This window comes from Pseudomonadota bacterium, assembly GCA_018242545.1.
GTDB lineage: Bacteria > Pseudomonadota > Alphaproteobacteria > 16-39-46 > 16-39-46 > 16-39-46.
On sequence record JAFEBT010000011.1, the window covers coordinates 1 to 12,056 of the forward strand.

9 protein-coding genes are annotated in these 12,056 nt (G+C 38.8%); 7 read left to right on the forward strand and 2 right to left on the reverse strand.

Annotation, left to right across the window (positions count from 1 at the left end; all coding sequences use genetic code 11):
- Positions 1-242 precede the first annotated feature (242 nt).
- From JSS34_02740 to prfB, 4 genes are all read left to right on the forward strand, one after another.
- Positions 243-2,981 (forward strand): hypothetical protein, encoded by a 2,739-nt coding sequence (locus tag JSS34_02740; protein ID MBS0185258.1) that lies wholly within the window; start codon positions 243-245, stop codon positions 2,979-2,981.
- A gap of 164 nt (positions 2,982-3,145) precedes the next feature.
- Positions 3,146-4,099, forward strand: a complete 954-nt coding sequence (locus JSS34_02745) for an acetyl-CoA carboxylase carboxyltransferase subunit alpha (protein MBS0185259.1) — start codon at positions 3,146-3,148, stop codon at positions 4,097-4,099.
- A gap of 44 nt (positions 4,100-4,143) precedes the next feature.
- On the forward strand, positions 4,144-6,828 hold the full coding sequence (locus JSS34_02750) for a penicillin-binding protein 1A (protein MBS0185260.1): 2,685 nt from the start codon (positions 4,144-4,146) through the stop codon (positions 6,826-6,828).
- Positions 6,829-6,889: 61 nt separating this feature from the next.
- A protein-coding gene (prfB, locus tag JSS34_02755) for a peptide chain release factor 2 (protein ID MBS0185261.1) occupies positions 6,890-7,985 on the forward strand; the annotation gives its coding sequence in 2 pieces (ribosomal slippage) (positions 6,890-6,958 and positions 6,960-7,985; 1,095 coding nt in all).
- Here prfB and JSS34_02760 read toward each other — a convergent pair.
- A complete protein-coding gene (locus tag JSS34_02760) occupies positions 7,956-9,125 on the reverse strand; it encodes a glycosyltransferase family 4 protein (protein ID MBS0185262.1) in 1,170 nt (389 codons plus the stop codon). The genes prfB and JSS34_02760 overlap by 30 nt on opposite strands.
- Before the next feature lie 168 nt (positions 9,126-9,293).
- Here JSS34_02760 and JSS34_02765 point away from each other — a divergent pair, with 168 nt between their 5' ends.
- Positions 9,294-9,872, forward strand: a complete 579-nt coding sequence (locus JSS34_02765; protein ID MBS0185263.1) for a hypothetical protein — start codon at positions 9,294-9,296, stop codon at positions 9,870-9,872.
- Between the two features lie 120 nt (positions 9,873-9,992).
- Here the strand turns inward: JSS34_02765 and JSS34_02770 are convergent, their stop codons facing one another.
- Entirely contained in the window at positions 9,993-10,535 is a 543-nt protein-coding gene (locus JSS34_02770; protein MBS0185264.1) for a GNAT family N-acetyltransferase, read from the reverse strand.
- A gap of 329 nt (positions 10,536-10,864) precedes the next feature.
- On the opposite strand from JSS34_02770, the gene JSS34_02775 reads away from it, so the two are divergent.
- Both JSS34_02775 and JSS34_02780 read left to right on the forward strand, forming a co-directional pair.
- Positions 10,865-11,116, forward strand: coding sequence for an exodeoxyribonuclease VII small subunit (locus JSS34_02775; protein MBS0185265.1), 252 nt, complete (start codon positions 10,865-10,867; stop codon positions 11,114-11,116).
- A gap of 30 nt (positions 11,117-11,146) precedes the next feature.
- Positions 11,147-12,049: a polyprenyl synthetase family protein gene (locus JSS34_02780; GenBank protein ID MBS0185266.1), complete on the forward strand. Its 903-nt coding sequence runs from the start codon at positions 11,147-11,149 to the stop codon at positions 12,047-12,049.
- Positions 12,050-12,056 lie beyond the last annotated feature (7 nt).

The window sequence follows — 12,056 nt, forward strand, 5'->3', positions numbered from 1 at the left end:
GGCGCTATTTATATGATTGCTTCTATCGTTTGGCTCAATTGATGACACGCCCTAAGAAATTTCATCTTTTTTATAAACTTCTCTTGAATTCCTTATTTCTCGTCCTTATATAAAGTAAAAGTTTACAAATTTTTACGGTACCCTATTATACATATTTAACCTATTTAATTTAAGTGATTATGATGAAAAAGATTATTTTGTATGTTTTATGCGTTTGTTTTTGTATACAGGATTGTTTGGCAATGGAAGGATCATCTCCTAGGGAAGATCAACCTCAACGACCCTTAACATCTCATGCAAGAAATTCATTAACACCCCACGCAAAAGAAGTATTACGCAAAGCTCAGACAGCTCAAGTAAAAGATCTTACGGACTTATTTCCTTCTGCCTATAGAAACGCTGGCCTTAGGCAAACAATTTCATCTATTCCGAATATAGATCGTAACTGGGTTCTCACGGCTGCGCTTCAGCGATGTCAAAGTTTGTCGCCAGAAGAAATTGTAAACGTCATTAAAGTTTTACCTTCAATTCCAAAAGCAGAGCGGAAACGTTTTCTTGAGATTACAGACAGTTTTGAAGGGACCGAACCTTCAATCCTTCTTCCCTTACTTGAAAAAATAGAAACATCAGAATTACATCATCTTCTACGAGATATTAAACCTCATGATAATTCCGGAAAATGGCTATTAACAGCCCTGCCACTTGGTAAAATGCAATTTTTCCCAAGAGCAAAAAGACCTCATATGTTTGAAAGAGTGAGGGGCATTACAGAGGCTTTGCTTTCACAAAGAGGATGTATCGCGGAATGTGATCGATTCTCGCTTGATGAGATTTCTAAATTACATGACATGACAGATGAAAATTACGAAAATCTTCGAGATTTGCTCGGGAGAGTTTTAGAAAATAAACACGGTCTTCTTCATAAACTCCTTCAATTCCCTGAAGATGATTTCAGAAACTTGAGCGATTTCATTTTAAGAATCAAAGGAATATTTCAAGTCCAATACCCTATTGATTTTTTCTTTCCTCTCATAAATGTCCGTCCTTCAGAAAGAGAAATGTGCTTTGACACTTGGTGTCAAGTTATGAATCTTTCAAATATCCCCACCCACCCTGATCAATTTCGGGCAAAACTTATGGAGTGGCCCGTAACTGAAGGCTATCGATTTATTTCTATGTATCAATCTTTTCTAACAAGTACCATGACCCATCATGATAGGCGCGTTCTTTTGGATCAATTCCTAGATCCTGAAAGATATTGCCGTACGTCTCCGAAAAGCTTATTTCCACCCTATTTTATGCAAGACATAAAAAAAGCATTTGAAAGGGATGTTTCAAAAGGACTTGAAGAAAGGCATCGGTTTACGCGCCTTGTTGAGCTTATTGAAAACCATCAATCTTCTCTCGAAAAATTTTTTGAACAAGAACGACTCAAAGAAAAGATCTTACGTGAGCAACAAGCTCTTGCACAGAGAATGGAAAAGCAACGGGAACGTCAAGAACAAGCAAGAAGAGAGCTTGAACGTCTCATAGAGTTCGAAAGACAACGCCTCGAAGAACTAGAACGGCAACGACGTGCAGCAGAGTCTGCTCAAAGAGCACGCGAAGAAGCAGAAAGACAGCGGCGCGAAGCCGAAGCTGCTCAAACACGAGAAGAGCGTGCAAGACAACGTCTTCTTCAAGAGCAAAGAGCTCTTCAACAGTTAGAAAGGGAACAAGCGGCGTTAAATGAAAGAGCTGCTGCCATTCCAGCTTTTAAAAGCTGGGTCATGGGGCAAGAGGCTATGATGAGGGAAAGAGATGAAGTCACGCGCGCTGTTTTAGCCGTTTGGACAAAGGCAGAGCTTTTACAGTATAGGCCCAGAGAAGACCACATTAATTTTGTCTTTAAAGAAAAATTTTGTGATCCCATAAAAAGCATTGTAAAGATGAGAATGAATCGTATTATTAGCGATAAAATTAGCGCTCCTCATAAACAAATGTATCATTGTATAATAAATTCAGCTCTTGCTTGTCGTGACAAATTTATCCAAAGAGACACACGATTTTATAGTGATACGTTGTTTTATTATGACGCAGACTTTCCTGCTTTACATCAATTTTTCTGGGGTTTAAGGACCGCAAATGATATAATAACGCAGGATGAAACTTGGATTTTAGAATTGCTGGAAACGGCCTATAATAAAAATCCTCAAAATTTTGAAAACTCTAAAACACCTGAAGGTTTTTCTGTAAAAGGCGATCAACAAAAACCAACGACTCCAGTTCCTTTTAAGGAATGGATTCGTGTATATAGATCAAAAATTGTACCATGCCTCAGAGAAATGAAAAGTATCATGCTCGATAAAGAATACTTTCGTCTCCAAACAGCTCTCCAAGGGTTAGGAAGAGTTGAGCAAATTCGAGGAGATTATGCCTATGATACAGGAAAACCTGGTGTTTTCGTCCCGAAACTACGGGAATTTTGTGGCTTTTTAGGGAATTTATCCTTTGCAACCTTAACACCTGAAGGTTTTGCTCAAGGCTGGATGACGGAGCATTGGAAAGATCCTTCTTTAAGAAGAGTCTTTCCAGAATTACAAGGAAGCGACACTTTTGGAGAAGCGCTTGGATTAAATCCCGCTCTTTCGGATCAGATGGTATCTGTTTTAACATCTGCATTGCGCGATCATACAACCATTCCTCCCCATAGCCTCCCTGTCATATCTAAAGTAACAAAAGCATATTTTAAAGCTCTTTTTGATCCTTTTGATGCCATCGTAGATGCTTTGTTTATGGCTATGCGAGGACATACAGGACAAGGTTATGCAGAGGATGTAGGACGAGGACAAATGACAAACCCTTTATGGCCACACCAACAGGCCTGTGCAGATGGTGTTGCAGTTGGGCTTTTCCGTACAACAACAGAAAATGCTCTGACACAAGTTATCGCATCAAGCCTCATCGGAATTACCGTTGTAAAGTGTCATGTTCCAGTCTAAATAAGATAAACATGATAAAAAAAGTCTATGAGGGTATGAAGAACTCCACTTTTTTTAGAACGCGTGTTCTTCATACCTTTTTCATTGACCTCCCCTAAAGGACACGTTAAAAGATAAGCATTAGATATTTCTTGTTTAATGGTACTTTAAAAATAAGGCATTCCATGCATAACCCGCTTGACTTTGAAAAGCCCGTTACGGAACTTGAAAGCAAAATTGAAGAGTTGCGACATCTTTCAAGCAGCACAGATGTTAATATTGCCGAAGAAATCACAAGGCTTCAAAAAAAATCTTCCAAACTTCTCCACTCCCTTTATTCCTCTTTAACACCTTGGCAAACTGTTCAGGTTGCGCGTCACCCAAATCGCCCTCATTTTTTTGATTATGTGAGAGCCCTTATCGACGATTTTACGCCTCTTGCGGGTGATCGTCTTTTTGGAGAAGACGCAGCTATTATTGGTGGACTCGGGCGCTTTAAAGGCCAAAGTGTCGTTGTCCTCGGTCAAGAAAAAGGAAATGATACCGAATCTCGGCTGAAGCATGGTTTTGGGATGCCCAGGCCCGAAGGATATCGCAAAGCACAACGCCTCATGAAACTTGCGAATCATTATCGACTTCCCCTCATAACACTCGTTGATACTGCTGGAGCTTCTCCTGTCACTGAAGCAGAAGAAAGAGGGCAAGCTGAAGCTATTGCGCGGTGTATTGATGTTTCTTTAGAATTAGAAATTCCCATCATTACGCTTATTATTGGAGAAGGAGGATCTGGAGGCGCCATTGCTATTGCAACGGCTAATAAAGTCTTTATGCTCCAAAATTCAATTTATTCTGTTATTTCTCCTGAAGGATGCGCATCTATTCTTTGGCGAAGCCGTGATAAACGTGAGGAAGCTGCAGCTGCTTTAAAACTCAAAGCAAACGACCTTTTAAAACTTGGTGTTATTGATGGCATTATTCCAGAACCTCTCGGAGGCGCTCATCGGAATCCATCAGAAGTTTTTGATTCTGTTTCCCAAACGCTTGAAGAAACTCTTCACGAGCTTCTTCGTTACTCACCCTCCGTATTGAAAAAAATGCGCCAAGAGAAATATATCGAAATAGGCTCTATTTCTCTTTAAAGAGTTTTTCTTGCTTTAAGATTTAATTGAGATAAGACGGCACGATGAAACGTTTTTTTGTTTTTCTAATGACATGTCTTTTTACGCTTGCTCTCATCGGAAGTGTCATTGGGTATCTTATTTTTTCTTATTATACGCAAGACTTGCCAGATTATAAACAACTCGAAACCTATGATCCTCCCATTGTAACACGACTCTACGCAAATGATGGCCGGCTTTTTCATGAATATGCAAAAGAAAAACGTGTTTTTCTTCCCATTGCACAAATTCCTCAACATATTATTAACACATTCCTTGCCGCTGAAGATAAGAATTTTTATAATCATCAGGGAATCGATGCTTCAAGCATTCTCCGCGCCTTTTTAAGTAATATTCGGAACTTTCTTCAAGGAAAAAGACCTCAAGGGGCCTCAACAATAACACAGCAAGTTGCTAAAAACTTTCTTGTGGGAAATGAAATGTCTCTTGCACGAAAAATTAAAGAAGCCATTCTCGCCTTTCGTCTTGAAAAAACATTTTCTAAAGAAAAGATCTTAGAACTCTACCTAAATGAAATATATCTCGGGGGCGCCTATGGAATCGGGGCTGCCTCCGTCCATTACTTTAACAAATCCCTTGACGAGCTCAGCATTCCAGAAGCCGCTTATCTTGCGGCTCTCCCAAAAGCACCAAATAGCTACCATCCCATAAAACATGCTGAAAAAGCAATTGCACGACGTAATTGGGTCATTGACCGCATGGTTGAAAATGGAATTATTACATTTGCGCAAGGTGAACAGGCAAAAAAAGAGCCTTTAAGTACAAATTTTCATAATACGGAATCAGGCATTGTCACGGCAGATTTTTTTGCAGAAGAAGTCCGTCGAGATATTGTGAGTCGTTTTGGTCTTAATGAGCTTTATAAAGGTGGTCTGACCGTTAAGACAACATTAGATCCAAAACTTCAATCCATTGCAGATGAGGTCTTAAGAAAAGCCTTTATTACATACGATCGAAGATATGGATGGCGCGGTCCGTTTGCAAATATATCCATTGAGAATTGGCAAGATGCTTTAAAAAATTTTAAACGGCCCCGCGGTCTTTCTCCTTTTCAGCTTGCGGTTGTTCTTGAAACCACAAAAGAAAGCGTTCTTATTGGCCTTAAAGACGGCACAACAGGAAAAATTCCGTTAAAAGAACTTTTGTGGGCACGCCCCCATCTTATAACAAAAGAAGGCCATCCCTATGTGGGCCCTCTTGTTAAAAAGCCCTCAGATGTCTTAAAAATTGGAGATATTATTGCCGTCTCTCCTCTTGGAGACAACCTGTTTTCACTTCAGCAAATTCCAGAAGTTGGTGGTGCTCTTGTTGCCATGGACCCTCATACGGGAAAAGTTCTTGCCATGATTGGAGGATATAGTTTTGAGAAGAGTGAATTTAACCGAGCCACACAAGCCCTCCGACAACCTGGATCTACCTTTAAAGTATTTGCATATCTTTCAGGCCTTGAAAAAGGATTAAGCTCAACAACCCAGATTATGGATGCACCCGTTGAAATTGATATTGGCTGGGGCCTTGGAAAATGGAGTCCAAAAAATATTTCTAAGAAATTCTATGGTAAGGTAACTCTTAGGCGTGCTTTTGAGCGTTCTTACAATGCTTCTACAGTACAACTTGCAAAAGTCTTAGGCATTCAAGAAATTGTTAATTGTGCTATTCGGTTTGGAGCCTATGAACATCTTGCTCCCCAATGGGCTATGGTTCTTGGAACAGGAGAAACAACACTTTTAAAGCTTACAACCGCTTTTAGTACGATCGCCAATGGCGGAAAGAAAGTGACACCCGTTTTCATTGAGCGTATCCAGGACCGTCGTGGAAAAACAATTTATAAATCAGACACACGATCTCTTCTTCCCTCTCTTCCAGATCAGGTTATTCCATCTCTTTTAGAAGATCTTCGTGTAAGAGTTGCAGATGAAGCTACAATTTATCAAATTATTTCACTTTTAGAAGGCACGGTTGAAAGGGGAACGGGAAAACGCGCAAAAGTTGAAGGATATTCCATTGCTGGAAAATCTGGAACCTCGAGTGATTTTAGAGATGCTTGGTTTATCGGATTTACGCCCAATCTTGTGGTTGGGATATTTATGGGTTTTGATTCTGGAAAAAGTCTTGGAAATCATGAAGAAGGCGGAAAACTTGCCGCGCCTATTTTTGGAGATTTCATGAAACAAGCCTTAAAAGGGCAACCTTCAATCCCTTTTAAACGACCTTCTGGCTTAAAATTCAAAAGGGTGAATCTCGATACAGGCGAACCCACTTCTCTTAAGGACAAAAATGCAATTGTGGAGGGATTTAAGCCTGGTACCGATGCTATTGACGCACAAACGTCATCAATTGCAATTGGACAGCCTGGATATAAACTTCCTTCTGCATCCTCAGATATTACCTTTTTTAATGCCATCGAAAATCTTCTAACGGATAAAAAAGAAGAAAAAACATTAGATGAGAATATGCAAATGGATCAGGATATACAAAAGCAACTCCCTCAAGAAGAGGAAATTGCTTTACCTGAAAATTTCCTCGAAGAAACTTCCTCTGAGGAAGAAGAAGATGTTCCAATGAGTCCCACAAATTCTTCTGAAACGCCTTACACAATAATTCCTCTTGATCCTATTCCCCCCCTACCCCCTTCCTCTTCAGAAAAAAAATCTGAAACCCTCGGAACGGGCACAGGAGGGCTTTTCTAATTTTTAGAAATAAGGTACAACTCTCCATAATACTCCCCTCACCTTAAGGAAATTTTCTCTCATGAAAGCTGAAACTGAAACATCCCTTTCCCATATAAAACATTCACTTTCTCTCCTTCGGAGGTATCTTTAGCTGGGAAAAATCAACAGAACGGCTTAAAGAAATCGAAGCTTTGATTTTAGATGATAAATTTTGGGACGATCCCCATAAAGCTCAAAGCCTGATGAAAGAAAAAACAACCCTCGAGACAAAATTAAAAGAATATAATACTTTAACACAATTGCTTGAAGACGCTTTGACCCTTCATGAACTTGCAGAAGAGGGCAAGGATGATGAAAGCCTTCTTGAAGCCGAAACACTCATCAAGGATCTTGAAAAACAAACCCGTCGATCTCAATTGGATAGTCTTCTTTCCGGTGAAGCAGACCATTATGCTGCCTTTCTTGAAATCCATGCAGGTGCAGGTGGAACAGAAGCTCAAGATTGGACCCAAATTCTTTTACGAATGTATATTAGATGGGCAGAATCACGGAATTTTAAATGGGAGCTTATTGAAGAAAGTCCTGGTGAAGAAGCTGGACTTAAATCTGCAACCCTTAAAATTAAAGGGGACAAAGCCTATGGGTGGCTTAAAACAGAAAGTGGTGTTCACCGCTTGGTTCGTATTTCTCCTTTTGATTCGAATGCACGTCGCCACACAAGCTTTGCGTCTGTTTGGGTTTATCCTGAGATAGATGATGATATCACCATTGATATCGAAGAAAAAGATATCCGGATTGATACCTATCGTGCCTCTGGAGCCGGCGGACAGCATGTTAATAAGACAGAAAGCGCCATTCGTATTACCCACTTTCCAACAGGCATTGTTGTCCAATGTCAAAGTGATCGATCTCAACATCGAAACAAAGCAACAGCTTTTAAAATGTTAAAATCACGTCTTTATGAACGCGAGCTTCAATTAAAAGAATCCGCCAACAAAAACATAGAAAAATCTGAAATCGGATGGGGACATCAAATAAGGTCCTATGTTCTTCAACCCTATCAAATGGTGAAGGATCTCAGAACCAATGTTGAAGTCGGAAATGCGCCTGCTGTTTTAGATGGAGATATTGACATTTTCCTTGAATCAAGCCTTGCGGGACGTATCGGTGAATAAAAATCCCCTTTGCTTTTTGTAAATTTCTAAAATCTCTGTATTTATCTTTTCCTCTGAAAACTGATCTTTAACGAGCTTTAAGCTTTCTTTTCCCATTTTTTGACGTAAAGACGCATCACATGCTAATGCTTCAAGCACCTCAGCAAGCTTTTGTGCATCTTTTACCGGCACAAGAAATCCATTTATGCCATCTTGAACAATTTCTCGGCATCCAGGAACATCTGTTGCAACCAAAGGAAGACCCGTGGCAGCAGCCTCTAAGAGAGCTTTAGGAAGACCTTCTCGATAAGAGGGAAGAACTGCAATATCGCTTTCTTGAAGAAGCATAGGAATGTCATCCCGACTTCCAAGAAAATCAATTATATTCTCTTGACGCCAGCTCTTCAAAAAGCTCTCAGGAATTGAACTTGGATTTTCAGGATCGGAGGCACCTACAATTTGAAGACGCAGAGGAACTTTCTTCTCTTTTAAGAGGCGTGCAGCCTCAATCACTTCTCCGATTCCTTTATCCCAAAGAAGACGGCAACACACAATTGCCTTTAGAAGACTCTTCTTTTTCTGCTTTAAGGATAAAGGAGGATGAAAGACATTTAAATTAACGCCAGAGCCCCTGATCAGATAAAGCTGTTGAGGAGAAATAAGCTTTCTAAAAACTTTCTTATCTTCAGGATTTTGAAGAATAAGAGAAACATTCTTACAGTGAAAAGCCCACTTCAAAAGCCTGAGAAGAAAAAATCGAATACTTTTAACCTTAAAAGAAGTGTCTATGAAAAGATAACCAAGCCCACCAAGAGCATTAACAATAGCAGGCACTTTCGCAAGACGGGCCGCGATGCTGCCATAAAGAACGGGCTTTAAAGCAACTTGATGGAGGATGTCCGGACGAATTTTTCGATAAAGTGAGAAAAGTTCCCAAAAAGCCAAAACATCCCGAAAAGGATTTAAGCTGCCTCTTTTAAGAGATTTTAAAGGATAAAGATCAAAATTTTCTGCTTCAATTTTTTTTCCATGATTTTTAACAGAGCAGGCAATTCCAACACGGTATCCTGCTTTTTGTGCACGACGCGCTAAATCAATACGATGGGTAAAAAGGCCCCAGTCTTCTGTTATAACATAAAGGAGAAAAGATTTTTGAGTCATGGGATAAATCTTTAAAAGTTGCTTTCTCCTTCATATACCACATCCCTTAAAAAATTTTTATCTTTAAATTTTAAAAAACTTTTCTTGAAATCTTGAGAATAAAGCTTATATATAACTTAATCTTATTTACATGAAACATTGAATAAAGTTATTTTAAAGGAGTCTACAATGGATAAAAAAACCTCTTTTTTGGCTCTCTTAGCTGCAAGTTCATTTATGTTTTCAATGGCACAAGCTGTTAAAGTTGAAATTGAAGCAGATTTAAGATTAGATGTAACGCAGAGAATTCGTCAACGTCAACCAGGAGATACATCAGCTTATTGGGAAAGAAATGAAGGCAGGTATACAATAAATTGGCCAGGGGAAATTAAAAGTGTGTTCTCATTAAAATCACAAGATGAATATAACTCTACAACCCATCGCCTTACAATAAAGGGAAGTTTAGAGGATCTTTCAAAAGATTTTCCCACAGGTGCCATACGTTTCTCCGTTCACACGGTGCCCTATGATGTTGGAAAATCTGAATATAATCCTTCTTATTTCTATCGTTTCACGTTTACTTTAAATATGCAAGATCTTCTCTCTTCTGAAAAAGATCTCAAGATTTCTTTACAGCCGTTTTCCATTATGTATAAGCCACCTTCAAGTGGGAGTCTGAGTGGAAGTGGATGGGGTCCTCAAGAGTATCCTGTCTTTCAATTAAAACCAACTGTTTCTCCCTTTACTATTGAAACCGTAAATCCATAATTCCTAAAAGGACACTTAAACGGAAAGGTCTTTAATGACGAGAACCTTTCTTGAAAACAAGGGATAAAAAAAGAGACGATGATTTAAGATCATTCGTCTCTTTTTAACTTTCATAAGATCTTACTCTAAAATTAGTTTTTCATAATCTGTCATTGTTTCAGGATGCCAAAAGCGTTTTGAAACCTGAAACCCGTTCTTTTCTGCGACCCGCTTCATGGCAGGTCCCACAGAGTTCCCCACGCTCAGGAAGTAATGTGTTGCCCAGGGGAAAAATTCTGGTTTCCTTTTTTTAAGAACACCCATAGCTGTTCTAAGAGCTTCAGTTGCATAGCCCATTTTTTCAGCATTAGGATTAACTTTTACCCAAGTAAATTCGATGACTTTCCGGCTCTCATCTAATGTAAATGTAATATATCCAATACATTGACGCCTTTCAGGTTTTTCGTCATAAAGATAGATATTAAACCCTTCTCTTGACAAGCTTAATCCATAATTGTTAACTTTGATACTCTTTGAAAACTTTAAGAATATCGGACTATTCGCAGCTGTTCGCCTAAACTCTTCTCCGTCTTTAGGAAAATCCATCGCTTTAGCTGAAAAAGCGGTAAAAATTAAAACAAGGCAGAAAAAAGCTTTAAAAGCGTTTAAAAAAATATATTTCATATTAAATTCCTCTTTACAAAAAATATGTGCAGGCGCTTATAAATTTTATTTGCGTCTTAGACACTCTTACTAAGTATATATAGGAATTCAAATCTTATGAATCAAGAATAAATTTTTAATTTAACAGTGCCGACGCCTTAAAATAGCATAAAAAACCAGCCTAAAGTAAATTGACAACTTACACTTTTTCAATTTTTGTGGACAAAAAATCACAGTCTTCTCTAAAATATTTATTTTAAATTAATGAAAAAGGCTTTCCAAAATATAATCTCTTTTCAAGAAATTAACTTTGACGTAGTGTCTTACTAATTGAAAATTTGGAGAATTACATGTCTATAGATGAGAAAAATATCGATGCTTTAAATTTTGAAGACGCCCTGGCAGAGCTTGAAAGAGTTGTGCGCTCTCTGGAAGAAGGAAAATCCCCCTTAGAAGAAGCGATCCATTCATATGAACGCGGCATTCTTCTTAAAAAACATTGCGAAAAAAAATTAAATGAAGCAACTTTGAAAGTTGAAAAAATTTTAATGACCCCAGAGGGAACTTTTTCTATTGAGCAAAAAGAACTTTCTGAAATTTAATCTCTTTCCTCTCTCCATAAGGAATTTTTTATGTCTCTTCTTAAAGAAGCTCTTCAACACACAAAAGAATGCATTGATAAGACTTTAAGTGATCTTCTCCCCTCACAAAAAGATCTTATCCCACCTGCTCTTGAAGCTCCTTTGATTGAAGGAATGAGATATTCAACACTTGAAGGCGGGAAACGTATCCGTGCATTTTTAACGCTTGAATCTTGTAAACTTTTTAATATTCCAGAAGAACAAGCCCTCCAGGTTGCAGCTGCTGTAGAACTTGTCCATGCTTTTTCCCTTATTCATGATGATCTCCCGGCTTTTGATAATTCAGATCTAAGACGGGGAAAACCCTCTTGTCACATTAAGTTTGGGGAATCCACGGCAATTCTCGTAGGTGACGCTCTTTTAGCTTATGCCTTTGAAATTCTTGCATCTGCTAAAACCCATCCCAATGGAGATATCCGATGTCAGCTTATTGCTGAGCTTTCCCATGCAGCAGGATACAAAGGAATCTGCTCGGGAGAAATGATGGATCTTGCTTCCGAAAACACGCATATTGAAATGGAAACAATTGTGAGGCTTGAAAACCTCAAAACAGGGTCTATTCTTTCTTTTTGTGCGCGTTCAGGCGCTATCCTTGCGAGCGCTTCTGAAAAAGATCTCCATAAACTGGATGCTTTTGGTCATGAATTTGGCGTTATTTACCAAATAACAGATGATCTTTTAGATTTAGAAGGCACGGCTGAAGAAGTTGGAAAATGTGTTGGCGGAGACAGCATGCTTGGAAAAGCAACGATGCTGAATCTTCTTGGAAGGGATGCTGCGATTGAGTATGCGCATATGCTAGCGGATCAAGCAATTCAATATCTTGACAATTTTGGTGAAAAAGCTAACCTCCTAAAAGAACTTGTTCTTTTTGTTTTAAAACGTCGATCTTAAGCTTAGG

Excerpts from the sequence above, each read along its gene's own strand:
- JSS34_02740 (MBS0185258.1), top strand. The coding sequence starts at position 243 with ATGGAAGGATCATCTCCTAGGGAAGATCAACCTCAACGACCCTTAACA.
- JSS34_02745 (MBS0185259.1), top strand. The coding sequence starts at position 3,146 with ATGCATAACCCGCTTGACTTTGAAAAGCCCGTTACGGAACTTGAAAGC.
- JSS34_02750 (MBS0185260.1), top strand. The coding sequence starts at position 4,144 with ATGAAACGTTTTTTTGTTTTTCTAATGACATGTCTTTTTACGCTTGCT.
- JSS34_02760 (MBS0185262.1), bottom strand. The coding sequence starts at position 9,125 with ATGACTCAAAAATCTTTTCTCCTTTATGTTATAACAGAAGACTGGGGC.
- JSS34_02765 (MBS0185263.1), top strand. The coding sequence starts at position 9,294 with ATGGATAAAAAAACCTCTTTTTTGGCTCTCTTAGCTGCAAGTTCATTT.
- JSS34_02770 (MBS0185264.1), bottom strand. The coding sequence starts at position 10,535 with ATGAAATATATTTTTTTAAACGCTTTTAAAGCTTTTTTCTGCCTTGTT.
- JSS34_02775 (MBS0185265.1), top strand. The coding sequence starts at position 10,865 with ATGTCTATAGATGAGAAAAATATCGATGCTTTAAATTTTGAAGACGCC.
- JSS34_02780 (MBS0185266.1), top strand. The coding sequence starts at position 11,147 with ATGTCTCTTCTTAAAGAAGCTCTTCAACACACAAAAGAATGCATTGAT.